This window comes from Micromonospora lupini str. Lupac 08 (assembly GCF_000297395.2).
Classification (GTDB): domain Bacteria; phylum Actinomycetota; class Actinomycetes; order Mycobacteriales; family Micromonosporaceae; genus Micromonospora; species Micromonospora lupini.
On sequence record NZ_HF570108.1, the window covers coordinates 6,736,436 to 6,751,268 of the forward strand.

General features: G+C 72.7%; 13 protein-coding genes and 1 pseudogene. 6 read left to right on the forward strand and 8 right to left on the reverse strand.

The window, feature by feature from the left end:
• Nucleotides 1-92 precede the first annotated feature (92 nt).
• Complete coding sequence (gene mtfM / locus MILUP08_RS37240; RefSeq protein ID WP_030327764.1) at nt 93-197, reverse strand: small membrane protein MtfM; 105 nt, start codon at nt 195-197, stop codon at nt 93-95.
• Between the two features lie 12 nt (nt 198-209).
• Here mtfM and MILUP08_RS31985 point away from each other — a divergent pair, with 12 nt between their 5' ends.
• From MILUP08_RS31985 to MILUP08_RS31995, 3 genes and pseudogenes are all read left to right on the forward strand, one after another.
• Nucleotides 210-584: a DsrE family protein gene (locus tag MILUP08_RS31985; RefSeq protein WP_007465736.1), complete on the forward strand. Its 375-nt coding sequence runs from the start codon at nt 210-212 to the stop codon at nt 582-584.
• Between the two features lie 82 nt (nt 585-666).
• On the forward strand, nt 667-1,047 hold the full coding sequence (locus tag MILUP08_RS31990; protein WP_007465738.1) for an SCP2 sterol-binding domain-containing protein: 381 nt from the start codon (nt 667-669) through the stop codon (nt 1,045-1,047).
• Nucleotides 1,044-3,099, forward strand: a pseudogene (locus tag MILUP08_RS31995) (amylo-alpha-1,6-glucosidase). Before MILUP08_RS31990 ends, MILUP08_RS31995 begins: the two are co-directional and overlap by 4 nt.
• A 19-nt stretch (nt 3,100-3,118) precedes the next feature.
• Here the strand turns inward: MILUP08_RS31995 and MILUP08_RS32000 are convergent.
• Together MILUP08_RS32000 and MILUP08_RS32005 are read right to left on the reverse strand one after the other, a co-directional pair.
• Complete coding sequence (locus MILUP08_RS32000; protein ID WP_007465744.1) at nt 3,119-3,979, reverse strand: hypothetical protein; 861 nt, start codon at nt 3,977-3,979, stop codon at nt 3,119-3,121.
• A gap of 67 nt (nt 3,980-4,046) precedes the next feature.
• Nucleotides 4,047-4,583, reverse strand: coding sequence for a winged helix-turn-helix domain-containing protein (locus tag MILUP08_RS32005; protein WP_007465746.1), 537 nt, complete (start codon nt 4,581-4,583; stop codon nt 4,047-4,049).
• Nucleotides 4,584-4,782: 199 nt separating this feature from the next.
• On the opposite strand from MILUP08_RS32005, the gene MILUP08_RS32010 reads away from it, so the two are divergent.
• A complete protein-coding gene (locus MILUP08_RS32010; protein ID WP_039907003.1) occupies nt 4,783-9,180 on the forward strand; it encodes a S8 family serine peptidase in 4,398 nt (1,465 codons plus the stop codon).
• A gap of 111 nt (nt 9,181-9,291) precedes the next feature.
• On the opposite strand, the gene MILUP08_RS32015 is transcribed toward MILUP08_RS32010, so the two are convergent.
• The 5 genes from MILUP08_RS32015 to MILUP08_RS32030 all read right to left on the reverse strand — a co-directional run bounded on the left by MILUP08_RS32015 (nt 9,292) and on the right by MILUP08_RS32030 (nt 12,819).
• Nucleotides 9,292-9,612: a DUF1416 domain-containing protein gene (locus MILUP08_RS32015; RefSeq protein ID WP_007465751.1), complete on the reverse strand. Its 321-nt coding sequence runs from the start codon at nt 9,610-9,612 to the stop codon at nt 9,292-9,294.
• Between the two features lie 6 nt (nt 9,613-9,618).
• Nucleotides 9,619-10,467, reverse strand: a complete 849-nt coding sequence (locus MILUP08_RS32020) for a sulfurtransferase (RefSeq protein WP_007465753.1) — start codon at nt 10,465-10,467, stop codon at nt 9,619-9,621.
• Between the two features lie 209 nt (nt 10,468-10,676).
• On the reverse strand, nt 10,677-10,754 hold the full coding sequence (locus tag MILUP08_RS37505) for an Ms5788A family Cys-rich leader peptide (RefSeq protein WP_310503780.1): 78 nt from the start codon (nt 10,752-10,754) through the stop codon (nt 10,677-10,679).
• Between the two features lie 115 nt (nt 10,755-10,869).
• Nucleotides 10,870-11,658 (reverse strand): LmeA family phospholipid-binding protein, encoded by a 789-nt coding sequence (locus tag MILUP08_RS32025; protein ID WP_007465760.1) that lies wholly within the window; start codon nt 11,656-11,658, stop codon nt 10,870-10,872.
• A gap of 105 nt (nt 11,659-11,763) precedes the next feature.
• Entirely contained in the window at nt 11,764-12,819 is a 1,056-nt protein-coding gene (locus MILUP08_RS32030; RefSeq protein ID WP_007465763.1) for a hypothetical protein, read from the reverse strand.
• 241 nt (nt 12,820-13,060) lie between these two features.
• Here MILUP08_RS32030 and MILUP08_RS32035 point away from each other — a divergent pair, with 241 nt between their 5' ends.
• Nucleotides 13,061-13,780, forward strand: coding sequence for a winged helix-turn-helix transcriptional regulator (locus tag MILUP08_RS32035; RefSeq protein ID WP_193376656.1), 720 nt, complete (start codon nt 13,061-13,063; stop codon nt 13,778-13,780).
• A 138-nt stretch (nt 13,781-13,918) separates the two neighbouring features.
• Nucleotides 13,919-14,821 carry a polysaccharide deacetylase family protein gene (locus tag MILUP08_RS32040; protein ID WP_039909077.1) on the forward strand — a complete coding sequence of 301 codons (903 nt, stop codon included), beginning with the start codon at nt 13,919-13,921 and terminating at the stop codon, nt 14,819-14,821.
• Nucleotides 14,822-14,833: the final 12 nt, after the last annotated feature.

Below are 14,833 nucleotides of genomic sequence, written 5' to 3' on the forward strand. Positions count from 1 at the left end.
GCGGGGCTCGCAGGCCCGGCTCACTCCTCGCGCTCACCAGACCACCTTCGTTCGCGACTGCGGGGCTCGCAGGCCCGGCTCACTCCTCGCGCTCACCAACGTCCCCTCGAAATGCGTACGGCCAGATAGACCAGGCCACCGGCGAGCCCGCCCAGGCCGGCGACCAGCAGGCTGACGAACCCGATCTCGGTAACCATCGTGACCATCCTATGCTGGGCCTCATGGCCCGCTCTCTCGTCGTCAAGGTCACCGCTGGGGCGGACGCCCCGGAGCGGTGCGCGCAGGCGTTCACCGTCGCCGCCACAGCGGTCGCCGCCGGCGTGGACGTCTCGCTCTGGCTGACCGGGGAGTCGACCTGGTTCGCGCTGCCCGGCCGCGCCCAGGAGTTCGAGCTGCCGCACTCCGCGCCGCTGGCCGAGCTGCTGCACGTCATCCTGACCAGCGGTCGGGTGACCGCCTGCACCCAGTGCGCGGCCCGGCGGGAGATCGGCCCGGACGACGTACTGCCCGGTGTGCGGATCGCGGGTGCCGCGGTCTTCGTCGAGGAGGCGTTGGCCGAGGGCGCGCAGGCACTGGTCTACTGACCACCGGAACCCCTCGGGGCGACGGTGTGGGCGGAGTACGGATACCGACCCGACATCTCGGACAGCTGCCTACGATTCGGATGTGACCGAGGCGACGGAGAGGTTCTTCGAATCACTGCCGACGCGTGCCCCCGCCGTCCTGGGCGGCCTGGCCGTCGGGACCCTCCAGATCGATCTCGGCACCGACCACCAGACCGAGCACTGGCTGGTCCGGATGCGGCCGGGGGCGGTGCAGAGCAGCCGTGAGCGGGGCCCGGCCGACGCCATCTGGTACAGCAGCTCGGCCCTGTTCGACAGGCTGGTCAGCGGAGAAGCTCAGGCGCTCGCGGCGGTGCTGCGCAACGAGAGCACCTTCAGCGGTGACGTGGTGCTCTTCCTGGCCTTCCGCCGTTTCTTCCCGGACCCGCCGGGCACCCGCGACCCCCGCGAGGTGGCCCGGGAGGCAGTCGGGCGGCGGGCGTGAAGGATCTGGTCAGCATCCTGGACGGCAACACCTTCCTGGTCAGCGACCGTCGCGGAGACATCGAGCCGTCCTTCGCCTTCCCGACCGGGTTGTTCTCCTTCGACACGCGTTTCCTGTCCACCTGGGTCCTCACCCTCAACGGCGAGCGCCTGCACGCCCTCTCCGTCGACGACAGCGAGTCGTACCGGACGACGTTCTTCCTCGCCCCCGGCGAACCCACCCACTACCTGGACGCCAAGGCGTCGGTGATCCGCAGCCGAGCGATCGGGGGCAGCTTCGACGAGGAGCTGACAGTGCTCAACCACTCCGGCGAGGAGGTCGACTTCTCCGTCCGGCTCGAGATGAGCAGTGACTTCGCCGACCTGTTCGAGATCAAGCACGCTCGGGAGAAAATCGGTCGGACGACGGTCGCGGTGACCGACAACGAGCTGCGGTTGACGTACCGGCGGGAGGCGTTCCACCGGGAGACAGTGGTCCGCTCCACGGTGCCGGCGCAGGTCGACGCCTCCGGGATGACCTTCCAGGTCCGGATCCAGAGCAACAGCGAGTGGACCACCCGGCTGCACGTCTCCACGGTCGTCTACGGCGCCCGGGGCGAGGACATCCGGGCCACCCTGCCGTACGCGGGCAGCCGCGGCGGGGACGCCATCCGCGCCGAGCAGCAGGAGCTGATCGACCGGGCGCCGAAACTCGGCTGTGACTGCGAGCCGCTTGCCGGGGCGTACCGGCGCAGCCTCAACGACCTGGCCGCGCTGCGCTACGAGTCGATCGCCCTGGGCGTACGGCTGATCGCCGCCGGTCTGCCGTGGTTCATGACCCTGTTCGGTCGGGACAGCATCATCACCTCGTTGCAGGTGCTGCCGTTCCTGCCGGAGCTGATCCCGCCGACGATTCTCATGCTGGCCGGTCTTCAGGGACACCGGGTGGACGACTTCCGGGACGAGGAGCCCGGCAAGATCCTGCACGAGCTGCGGTACGGCGAGACCGCAGGCTTCGAGGAGCAGCCGCACTCGCCGTACTACGGATCGGCCGACTCGACGCCGCTGTTCGTCATCCTGATCGACGAGTACGAGCGCTGGACCGGCGACACCGCGCTGGTCAAGCGGCTGGAGCCGCACGTCCGGGCGGCCCTGGAGTGGATCGACACGTACGGCGACCTGCTCGGCACCGGCTATCTCTGGTACCGGACCCGGCAACCCGGAGACCGGGTTGCAGAACCAGTGCTGGAAGGACTCCTGGGACGCCATCTCGTACGCCGACGGCCGGATGCCGGACTTCCCCCGGGCCACCTGCGAGTTGCAGGGCTACGCGTACGACGCGAAGATCCGGGCAGCCCGGCTGGCCCGGAAGGTCTGGAACGACCCGGCGTACGCCGACCGGTTGGAGCGGGAGGCTGCGGCGCTCAAGCAGCGGTTCAACCACGACTTCTGGATCGCCGACCGGGAGTACTATGCGCTCGCCCTGGACGCCGACGGCCGGCAGGTGGACGCGCTGACGTCGAACATCGGGCACCTGCTGTGGAGCGGGATCGTGGACGAGTCCCGGGCCGGCAAGGTGGTCGACCACCTGCTCGGGCCGCGGCTCTTCTCCGGCTGGGGGGTGCGGACCCTCGCCGAGGGTGAGGGTCGGTACAACCCGATCGGCTACCACGTGGGCACCGTCTGGCCGTTCGACAACTCGATCATCGCCTGGGGCCTGGGCCGGTACGGCTACCGGGAGGAGGCCGGGCGGATCTGCGACGCGATGCTCGCGGCGTCCCACTACTTCGACGGGCGACTGCCGGAGGCGTTCGCCGGGTACGCCCGCAGCCGCACCGGCTACCCGGTGGAGTATCCGACCGCGTGCAGCCCGCAGGCCTGGTCGAGTGGCACCCCGCTGCTGTTGTTGCGGGTGATGCTGGGGCTGGAGCCGCAGGGCGAGCACCTGATCATCGATCCGGCCGTGCCACCGGGCATGGGCCGGGTGGAGCTGCTGGACATTCCCGGTCGCTGGGGTCGGGTGGACGCCCTGGGTCGCAGCCGCGGTTCGCAGGATCAGGAGACGGGCGGCTGACCCGGGCGTGACGCCCGGCTCAACCGGGGCAGCCGACGGTGGCGGCCACCCGTGCGGGGTCCGGGCCGAGTTCGGCAAGCACTGTGACGTCGCCGGCGCGGTACGCGTACACCGGGGGGTTGTCCAGCAGTGGGGTGCCGCCGGCCAGCGGGGCGAGCGCGTCGGGCGCGGCCGGGCCGGAACCGGCGGCGGACCGTGCGGTACGGGCCAGGGCGCCGTCCGGGCACGGCGCGGTGACCAGCTCCGGCGCGGCGTCGGTCGGACGGTCGAGCGCGCTCAGGGCGGCCGTCAGGGCGGTGGCCTCCGGGCCGGCGCCGGTGGCCGGCTTCGGGTGGTAGCCGGCGCCCAGCGGACGACAGCCGGTGTCGACCGTCAACCGGAGCCGGCCGTCCCCGGTCGGTCGCCCCTCGACGGCGACGAAGTCCCCGGCGTCGGCGCGCAGTTCCGGGCCGTCCAGGCCGGGGCCGACCCCGGCCCGCCAGGTCGCCGGCAGCCGATCGGCGATGCCGGTCAGCACGGAGCGCTCGGTGCCGGCGGGTGCGAGCACGCCGACCTCGCGGCGCAGCGCCGCGCCGTCCGCGAACGGGGTGACGCGGCAGCCGGCGTCGACCCGCACCGGGCCCAGCTCCAGCAGCCCGGCCGCGCCGGCGGCCCGGGCCAGCTCACCGACCGCCCGGTCGACCACCGGGGCGGCCTCGTCGACGGAGCGCTGCTCGCGCACCGTGGGCGGGTCGTCGCGGACCGACATCCAGGCGAGCCCGGCCAGCAGCACGGCCCACAGCACGGTCGCGACCAGCAGCCAGCGCCGCCCACGCCGGGCAGGTGCCGGCGTGGCGGGATCGCTCGACGGGGCCCAACCCGTCTGGACAGCACCGCTCACCCGGCCATGGTGTCACGGGCGGTCCTCCGCACCGGAGGCAGCGGTCGGCGGTCGGGATGACGACGGGTCAGGCCGGCGGGGGCGGCGGATCGAGCCGGTAGCCGACCCCGCGCACGGTGTGCACCCGCGGCCCTCCGGGCAGGCCGCGCAGCTTGTGCCGGAGCCGCTTGACCGCGGAGTGCAGGATCGCCGTGTCGCCGAGGTACGCGCCGGCCCAGACCGCGGCGAAGAGCTGCTCGTAGCTCCACACCACGAGCGGCGGACCGACGAGCCGGGCGAGCAGCTCCCGCTCGGTACGGGTGAGCGGAAGTGGATCGCCGCGCCAGGTGACCAGGTGCCCGACCCGGTCGACGACCAGCTCACCCCAGCTGACCCGCCCCTGCGGCGGCACCGGTGGGGTGGTCGGCCCGACGGCCGGCATCCAGCCTCCCGACGGCGGGAACAGCATCGCCCGCAACTGGGTCAGGTCGGCACAGGTCACGACCGGCCCGATCCCGTCGAGCTGCCGCAACACCCGCTCGCGCACCGAAACGTCCGCACTGACACAGACGACGATCGGGACCTCTGCACCACCCGCGACCACCACCCGATGATAGTGACGCATGCCGATCTATTTCGGGACCCCGCCCACGGTCGGAATGACGCCACGTCACTGACCAGGTACTGAACGGCGTTATTCACTGAGCACCGTCCGAGTACGCCTGAGCAGGACTGTCAGCGGACGTGGGGGCGCCACCCCACCCCACCACCCGCTGGGCGGCCGTCCCGGCGGTGCGCGCCCGTCCCGAACCCGTCGGGACCCAATGTGGGGAGGAACAGTGCTCCGACCATCAACCCTGAGGTCCGCTCTCTGGCGGACGGCCGTGGCCTGCGGCGCGGCCCTGCTGGCCCTCACCGCCCAGCCCGCGGTCGCCGCCCGACCCGCGCCCGCGCCGGCCCACGTGGACAAGCGACTGCTCCGCCAACTCGGCACGACGGGCCACGTGAGTTTCCTGGTCTACCTGCGGGACACCGCACCGGTGGCGCGAACCGCGAAGCTGCGCGACCCGGACGACCGGGCCCGCGAGGTGCACCGGCTGCTCACGACGACCGCCACGCGCACCCAGAAGGGCCTGCGCGCGCTGCTCACGACCCGCAGGGCGCCGCACACCGCCTACTGGATCGCCAACGCCGTGCGCGTGACAGGCGACCGCACGCTGCTCGACGAGATCGCCAAGCGGCCCGAGGTGGCCCGGATCGAACCCACCCACAGCTACCGCCTGGTGCGCCCGACACCGACCACCGGCGGCCACGCCGACGCCGACGGGCCCGAGTGGGGACTCACCAACATCAACGCCCCGCAGGTGTGGAACGAGCTCGGCGACCGCGGCGAGGGCGTGGTGGTCGCCAACATCGACAGCGGCGTCCAGTACGACCACCCGGCGCTTGTCGGGGCGTACCGCGGCAATCTCGGCGGTGGCGCCTTCGACCACAACCACAACTGGTACGACCCGGCCGGCGTGTGCCCGAGCGCCGCGCCCTGCGACAACAACGGGCACGGCACGCACACCATGGGAACGATGGTCGGCGACGACCGCGCCGGCAACCAGATCGGCGTCGCACCCGGCGCGAAGTGGATCACCGCGAAGGGCTGCGAGACCGACTCCTGCTCCGACGCCTCGCTGCTCGCGGCCGGCCAGTGGGTGCTGGCGCCGACCGACCTGAACGGACAGAACCCCCGCCCCGACCTGCGCCCCGACGTGGTCAACAACTCCTGGGGCGGCGCCGGCGGCGACCCGTGGTTCCAGCAGACCATCGCGGCCTGGCGGGCGGCCGGCATCTTCGGAGTCTTCTCGGCCGGCAACGACGGCCCGGACTGCGGCAGCGCCGGCTCACCCGGAGACAGCGCCGACGCGTACGCGGTCGGCTCGTACGACGTGCACGACGCGATCTCCGACTTCTCCGGCCGGGGCGACGCCACCGACGCGCGGTCGTACAAGCCGAACGTCGCCGCTCCGGGCAGCAACGTGCGCTCCAGCGTCCCGGGCAACTCCTACGCCGCGTTCGACGGCACCTCGATGGCCGCGCCGCACGTCTCCGGCACTGTCGCGCTGCTCTGGTCGGCCGCTGCGGGCCTGAAGGGCGACGTCACCGCCACCGAGGAGCTGCTCGACCGGACGGCCCGCGACGTCGACGCCACCACCTGCGGAGGCACCGCCGCCGACAACAACGTCTTCGGCGAAGGCCGGCTGGACGCGTACGCCGCGGTGCGGGCCTCCTCGCGCGGCGCCGTCGGGCGGATCATCGGCACGGTCACCGCCGCCGGGAACGGCGACCCGATCGTCGGCGCGACAGTCGGCGACGGCACCCGCAGCGTCACCACCGGCACGGACGGCCGGTACGCGCTCACCCTGCCGGCCGGGCAGGCCACGGTCACCGTCAGCGCCTACGGGTACGCCGGGCAGACGGCCACGGTCACCGTCACCGACGACGGCACGGTCACCGAGGACTTCGCACTGGCGGCGAACCCGCCGGTCACCGTTCGTGGCCGGGTCACCGACGGCTCGGGGCACGGCTGGCCGCTGTACGCCCGGATCGAGGTCGCCGGGCGTCCCGGGGGGCCGGTGTTCACCGACCCGGCCACCGGGCGGTACTCGTTCACCGTTCCGGGCGACACCACGTACCGGCTCACCGTCACCGCCCGCTACCCCGGCTACCGCACTGTCACCCGGGACGTGGTCACCGGCACCGGGCCGGCAACGGCCGACGTCGCCGTACCGGTCGAGCCCGTCTGCACGGCTGCCGGTTACACAGGCAGCTTCGGCGCGCCGGTGCTGGACGAGAGCTTCGACGGCCGCACCGCGCCGGACGGCTGGTCGGTGCGCAACCGCACCGACGACGGTGGCTGGGACTTCACCGACGCCGGTGAGCGGGGCAACCTCACCGGCGGCAGCGGCGCCTTCGCCATCGCCGACAGCGACCGTCTCGGGTCCGGCAAGACCCAGGACACCGACCTGGTGACCCCGACCGTCGACCTGCGTGCCACACCCGCGCCGGTGCTGCGTTTCCGCAGCGACTGGTGGGCGGTAGGCGTGACCGACGCCGCCGACGTGGACGTCTCCACCGACGGCGGCGCCACCTGGACCACGGTCTGGCACCAGACCGGCAGCCGGCGTGGACCGCTGCTCGAGGAGGTGCCCCTGGCACCAGCGGCCGGAGCCTCCACCGTGCGGGTCCGGTTCCGCTTCCACGGCACCTTCGCCTGGTGGTGGCAGGTGGACGACGTACAGCTGGTCAACCGCGACTGCGTGCCGACCGCCGGCGGCCTGCTGCTCGGCGTCACCACCGACCGCAACACCGGCACACCGCTCAACGGGGTCGCCGTGGTCAGTGCCGACCGACCCGCCGACCTCGCCACGTCGGCGTCGACACCTGACGACCCGACCCTGCCGGACGGCTTCTACTGGCTCTTCTCCGGGCTGACCGGGGCGCATCCGTTCACCACGAGCCGTACTCCGTACCAACCGAGCACGAAGACGGCGACGGTGACCGCCGACGACGCCCGACGCCTGGACGTCGCGCTGGCCGCCGGTCGACTCACCGTCACCCCGGCCGACGTCCAGTCGTACCAGCCGTACGCCAGCAGCCGGACCACGAAGGTGACGGTGCGCAACACCGGCAGCGCGCCGGCAGCCGTGAACCTGGTGGAGCGCGGCGGGCGGTTCGACAGGCTGTCCAGAGCTGGTGCGCCCCTGCGGGAGCAGAAGGTGAAGGGGATCAGCAAGGCCCGCGCGGGCACCGCGTACGGCGGGGCCGCGACCGAGGCCGCGTCCCGGGCCCAGGACGCCTGGACCGGGATCGCCGCCCTGCCGGCGGCGGTCTACGACAACGCTGCGGCCACCCTCGACGGCAGGGTCTACTCCGTCGGCGGTGGCGGCGGCAGTGGCCTGGAGGGCAAGGCCTGGCGCTACGACCCCGACACCGACGCCTGGGCCGCGCTGCCCGACCTGCCGACCCCCCGGGCCAAGCCCGTCGCGGCAGCGGTCGGCGGCAAGCTGTACGTCCTCGGCGGCTGGGGCGCCGACAACGACACGGTCGCCTCGGTGGACGTGTTCGACCCGGCCACCGGAAGTTGGAGCACGGTGGCCGGGGCGACCAACCCGTTCCCGGCGGCGGCGGCCGGCGGCGCGGTGACAGGTGGAAAGGTCTACCTGGTCGGTGGCTGCCTGGACAGCGACTGCACCGACTCGGACCGGCTCGTCGTCTTCGACCCGGCGACCGGCGCGTTCCACACCGGCGCCGCCTACCCGCATCCGGTCTCCTGGCTCTCCTGCGGCGGGATCGGCGGCGCCGTCTACTGCGCCGGCGGCACCGGCGGCGCCGGCGGCACCGAGCACACCGACGCCTACCGCTACGACCCGGCGGCGGACGCGTGGCACCCGCTGCCGAACCTGCCGCTGGACCTCTGGGGTTCCCAGTACACGGCGACCGGTGACCTCCTGGTCCTGGCCGGCGGGGTCACCGCGGCGTCGACCACTGTGACCAACCGGACCATCGCGTACGACCCGGTGGCCGGGAGTTGGCGCGACCTGCCCAACGTCCAGTTCGGCAGGTACCGGGGCGCCGCCGCCTGCGGCGCGTACAAGATCGGTGGTTCGCCGTCGTCCTTCGTCGGCTCGACCGAGAGTGAACGGCTGAGCGGCCTGGACCTGTGCGGCGGGGAGGCGGACCTCCCCTGGCTCGCCACCACGCCCGGCACCTTCACCCTGGCCCCGGGCGCCTCCCGGACGGTCACCGTCAAGCTGACCGCCACGGCGACGGCCGGCGTGGCCCAGCCGGGCACCTACTCCGGCGAACTGGCCATCGCCTCCGACACCCCGTACCGGGTCTCGGCGGTGCCGGTGCGGATGAACGTGTCGCCGCCGGCCAGTTGGGGCAGGATCCAGGGCACCGTCACCGGTGTCACCTGCCGAGGCGCCACCGTCGGCGTCGCGGCGACGGTCCGGGTGAACCTGCTGGGTACCACGACCGGCTACACCCTGACCGCGGACGCCCAGGGCCGGTACGTCTGGTGGCTGCCGAAGGGCCGCTACGAGGTGATCGTCGCCAAGGACGCCTGGGTGCCGCAGACGCAGCGCACCCGGATCGAGGCCGGCATCGTCCAGACGCTCGACTTCACCCTCGACCCGGCCTCGTCCTGCACGAGAGCCACAGGCATCTGACGGACACCCGCGGGTGGCCGGCGACCTTTCGGTCCCGGCCACCCGGCGGTGACGACGACCGGGGCCGGCCACCCAGGAGGGTGACCGGCCCCGGTCGATCAGAGCAGTGGGTCAGGCGACGGTGACGGTGACCTCGTTGATGCCCCGGCCGGCGGTGACGGCGGCGTCGCCGTTGCCGTGCCGGGACAGCGCCCGCAGCGTCCAGGAACCCGGCGCGGCGAAGAACCGGAACTGGCCGGCCGCCGAGGTGACCACCTCGGCGGTGAACTCACCTGTCGAGTCGAGCAGCCGGACGTACGCGCCCGGCACGGCCTCGTCCGTCGCCGAGCGGACGATGCCCGTGATGACGGTTTCCTTCTCCAGGTCCAGGCTGGCCGGCAGCGGCGCGGCCTGGTCGGGTGCGGCGCAACCCGCAGCGGTGGGAGCAGTCATGGCGGATCAGGCCTCCCCGGGCTCGTCGCCGAGCGCGACCGGCACGCCGACGAGCGAGCCGTACTCGGTCCAGGAACCGTCGTAGTTCTTCACGTTGCGGTGGCCGAGCAGCTCCTGCAGCACGAACCAGGTGTGCGAGGAACGCTCGCCGATCCGGCAGTACGCGATGGTCTCCTTGCCGTCGTCGAGCCCCGCGTCGCCGTAGATCTTGCGCAGCTCGTCGTCGGACCGGAAGGTGCCGTCCTCGTTGGCCGCCTTGGACCACGGGACGCTGATCGCGGTCGGGATGTGACCGGCCCGCTGCGCCTGCTCCTGCGGCAGGTGGGCGGGGGCGAGCAGCCGGCCGGCGAACTCGTCGGGGCTGCGCACGTCGACCAGGTTCTTGGTGCCGATCGCGGCGACGACCTCGTCGCGGAAGGCCCGGATGGAGGTGTCCGGCTCCTGCGCGACGTACTGGGTGGCCGGGCGGGTCGCCGTCTCGGTGACAAGCGGACGGGCGTCCAGCTCCCACTTCTTGCGACCACCGTCGAGCAGCTTGACGTCGCGGTGGCCGTAGAGCTTGAAGTACCAGTAGGCGTACGCCGCGAACCAGTTGTTGTTGCCGCCGTAGAGGATGACGGTGTCGTCGTTGCTGATGCCCCGCTCGGACAGCAGCGCCTCGAACTGGGTCTTGTTGACGAAGTCGCGGCGGACCTGGTCCTGGAGGTCGGTCTTCCAGTCGATCTTGATGGCGCCGGCGATGTGGCCGGTCTCGTAGGCCGAGGTGTCCTCGTCGACCTCGACGAAGACGACGCCCGGGGCGTCGAGGTTCTTCTCGGCCCACTCGACCGAGACGAGTGCGGTGTCGCGACTCATCGAATCACTCCCTGGTGAGGATGGATGGTGAGCCAACGCGCGAATATCGATGGGTTGAACTGTCGCACCGCGCGCGGGACCCAGCGGAAGGACGGGATCACGGGTTCGTGCGACGGCGCCGCTGCCGGGCGTTCGGTGGGATCACCGCAAAGGGTCGAGGACCCTGCGTGCCGGTGGCCGCCGTCAGGCGGCCAGAAACAGCCCCGCCGTCAGATGACAGGGCGACACAGGCAGGTGGCCACGCGGCACAGGTCGACCGCGCGCCGTTTGGTGAGGTGGGTCCCCATGAGCACGGAGCCTACCAGCCAGTGACCGGCCTGCCACTGGACCGACCACCATCCGGGATCGTCCGGGCTGCGGGGCCGGTGCGGCGTCCCGCGGCCCGGACGATTGACGCGCCGCTCAGCCGGCGGAGTTGATGGGCACGTTCTTCGCGTCGGCGGTGACCGCCAGCCCGTCGGGCAACGGCCGGACCTCCCGGACCGCGAGCTGGAACGGCAGGTCGGGCAGCGGCACGTCGATGGAGATGCCCTCGGCGTACTTGTTCAGGATCGTGCGGGCAAGCGGCAGGTTCGGCAGGCCGGCGGCGTCCAGGTTGCTGAAGCGCAGGGCCACGGCGCCGTTCTTGGCGACTGTGACGTCGGCGGTGCCGGCCACTGTGAACTTCTGGCCGAGGATGTCGACCGGGGCGGTGACGGCGAGCTTGCCGCCCTGCTCCCCAAGGGTGAGCCCGGGTCGCTTCAGCAGCGCGGCGAGGCTCTCGTAGCTGATCGTGCCGGTGCCGTTGACCGTGTCGGCCACGACGTCGCCCTGCCCCGACCGCAGCGTGTCCAGCGAGGCACGCACGTTGCGGGCGTCGACGTCCAGCACCGGCAGCCGTACGGCGTCACCCTCCACCGACCCCTGCACGTCCCGCAGCGTGATGGAGATCCGCTCGTACCGCCCGTCCAGCACCTGGGTGAGGAACGGCGTCCCGGCGACCTCGACGTCGGGCTCGGCCGACTGCGCCCCCTGCTTGCTGATCTCCTGGCTGACCCGCTCGGCGATGAGCCGCTCGGCAACGCCGACCGCCACCCGGTCGGCGACCACCAGCAGACCCGCCACCACCAGGAGCAGAACGACCAGGCCGATGAGCAGCTTGCGGCCGCGCCGTCGGGGCCGGGTTTCGCCAGCCGGATACTCCTGGGCCACGCCGCCTCCTGTCTTCGCCCGCCGCGATGCGGCGGGACGTCCGAACCGGTGCCGCAGCGCGGCGCACCCGTAGGTACCCGACCGACACCGGCCTCAACCGTGGGCTCAGAGGAACAGCATGCACATGGCGTACGCGGCAGGCGCAGCCAGGGCGAACCCGCCGAGCGGACCCTGCATGTGCCGGGCGACCCACATGGTGGGCGGTTCGCCGGCCATCAGACGACCCGCCTCCGCGTACCCCACGGCGAGATCGGAGAGGACGGCGGTGACGGCCGCGACCAGGCCGATCATCGCGGCCCGGGTCGGCGTGAAGGGTGCCACCAGATAGCTGCCGAGGACCGCGCTGCCAAGCGTGCCCACCATCGCGCCGGCGACGACGCCTGCCGCGCCCCGGGGCACCTGCGGGGCCAGCCGGGGCCACGGCAGCACCGCGTCGGTGAGCCGGGCGACGGTCAGGGCCACCCCACTCGCGGTCAGGCAGACCGTGATCGCCTGCGTGCCGGCCGGGATGCGGCTGAGCACGATCAGGGTGCCGAAGGCCACGACCCCGACCACGATGAGCAGTGTGGCGCCGAGTGAGTCAGTGACCCGGATGCGGTCGACCCGGCGGACCAGTTGGCCGAGCACTGCGGCGAGGAAGCCACCGACGGCCAGGTAGCCCAGCGGCGCCAGACCGGCGACGTCGCTCTGGACGGCGGCGATGTCGGCGGCTGCGGCGACCACGGCGCTGATCCCGCCGACCAGCAGCAGCGCGGGCGGGCGCATGGCCATCGTCCAGGCGAGCACGAACAGCAGTTGGACGCCGAAGACGATGAAGGCGAACGGCAGGCGGTGACCCGGCCCGGACGTCTGCGCGCCGAGCACCAGACCCACCCCGAGCAGCGCGGCGAAGCCGGCGATGGTCAACGCCAGCGGGCGGTGCACCTCCACCGGGACGACGGCCTCCTCCTCCGGCTCGTCGACCTCGTCCTCGGATCGGCGGGCCGGTTCCCCGGCGCGGCGGGCCCGGCGTGGCTTGCCCCGTTCACGGCGTTCGCCGTCGACGACGGCCGGTCCGGTGCGCGGCGCGGGGGGCTGGCCACGGGTCGGAGCGGCCGGACCCGGGCGGGGACCGTCGGACCACGATTCGCGGCCGGCGTCGGGCGAGGTGGAGGGAAACACGCCCCGATCGTGCCAGATCGGCTGCCCGACGCGGCGGTCACGGGTTTCCGCAACGTTAAAACCTGCGCCACGATCAGGGGCAAGCTAGACAAACGGGAAATGGCCTGGAGGCGTGGCCGAGGCGATCGGTTACGCTCAACGCGTTACCCGCCCGTCAGCGACGCCGGGACCACGCAATTTCTCAGCGCACTCTGCCACGAGTGTGTCTGGTCGCGTGCGGCCTCGCGCCGCCGGGACGGAGGTGATCGTGGAGATCCTGCTGCTGGTGACCGCGCGCGCAGGGGAACCGTCGGCTGTGCTGCCGGCGCTCGACCTGCTGCCACACTCAGTTCGCACCGCGCCGCGCGACGTCCGCACCCTGGTCGCCGGGCCCAGCCCCGACGCGGTGCTTGTCGACGCCCGCTCGGAGCTGAGCGAGGCCCGAGCGACCTGCCGGATGCTGCACGCCACCGGGCTCGGGGTGCCGCTGGTCGCGGTGGTGACCGAGGCCGGCCTGATCGCGCTGAACGCGGACTGGGGCGTCGACGACGTCATCCTCGCGTCGGCCGGTCCCGCCGAGGTCGAGGCGCGACTGCGGCTCGCGGTCGGCCGCCTGAGCAACGCGACCGCCGGCGCCGGCGGCTCGATCCGGGCCGGTGAGCTGAACATCGACCCCGACACGTACGCGGCCAAGCTGAAGGGTCGTCCGCTCGACCTCACCTACAAGGAGTTCGAGCTGCTGAAGTTCCTGGCCCAGCACCCGGGCCGGGTGTTCACCCGCGATCAACTGCTGCGCGAGGTCTGGGGCTACGACTACTTCGGGGGCACCCGGACGGTGGACGTGCACGTCCGGCGGCTGCGCGCCAAGCTCGGCTCGGAGTACGAGTCGATGATCGGCACGGTCCGCCAGGTGGGTTACAAGTTCGTCGTGCCGCCGTCGCGCTCCCTGCCCGAGACGGAGCACGCGCCGCTGCCCGTCTGACCTCCAGCCCGAGTTTCCCATATGCCCCTTTTGCGCAGCTCGCCAGTCCTATTCTGACTGCCGGGTTTGTCGGAAAAGGGGGGCGACGGTGTCGGCAGGTAGCACGGGGGCGAGGTGCCGGCACGTCCGGCCGGCCGGGTGGAAGCCGTGACGCGGGTCAGCTCGACCGCGCGGGCGGCAGGGATCGTGACGGTGGTGGTGGTCGCGCTGCTCGGCTCGGCGTACGTGCTGGGCCGCAGCCTCGTCCCCGACCAGGCCCAGCAGCACGCCACAGGTGTCACCACCGAGGGCGACGGGCCGCACTACGCCGACCAGCCTGCCGAAAAGCCCTCGACCGGCACCCCGGCCGGCACCCCGACCGACATCCCGACCACGGGCCAGAGCGCCGGCCCCAGCGAGGCCGGCCAGGACGGCTCGGGGCGGGACGCCGGCGGCGACAAGCTGTTCGGCGCCCACACCGGCACCGGCTCCGCCAAACTCGCGCTGACCTTCGACGACGGGCCGGACCCGCGCTACACCCCGCAGGTCCTCGCGACACTGCGCGAGTACGACGTCAAGGCCACGTTCTGCGTGGTCGGCGAGAACGCCCAGGACCATCCCGACCTGATCCAGGCGATCGTGGCCGACGGCCACACCCTCTGCAACCACTCCTGGCACCACGACGTCTCCCTGGGCAACCGCTCCGCCGCCCAGATCCGCGCCGACCTGGTACGCACCAACGAGGCGATCCGCGCCGCGGTGCCGGACGCGCCGATCGTCTGGTACCGCCAACCCGGTGGCGCCTGGACCTACCCAGTGGTGTCGGTGTGCACGGGGCTCGGCATGACCCCGCTGCACTGGTCGGTGGACCCGTCGGACTGGCAGGCCCCCGGTGCCAGCAAGATCGCCACGACGGTGCTCGCGCAGGTGCAACCCGGTGGGGTGGTCCTCATGCACGACGCCGGCGGGGACCGGCAGGGCACCGTCGACGCGCTGCGCCGGATCCTGCCCGAACTCAGCACGCGCTACGAGTTGGAGGCGTTGCCCACCGACCCGACGTGAGCCACGGCCCCT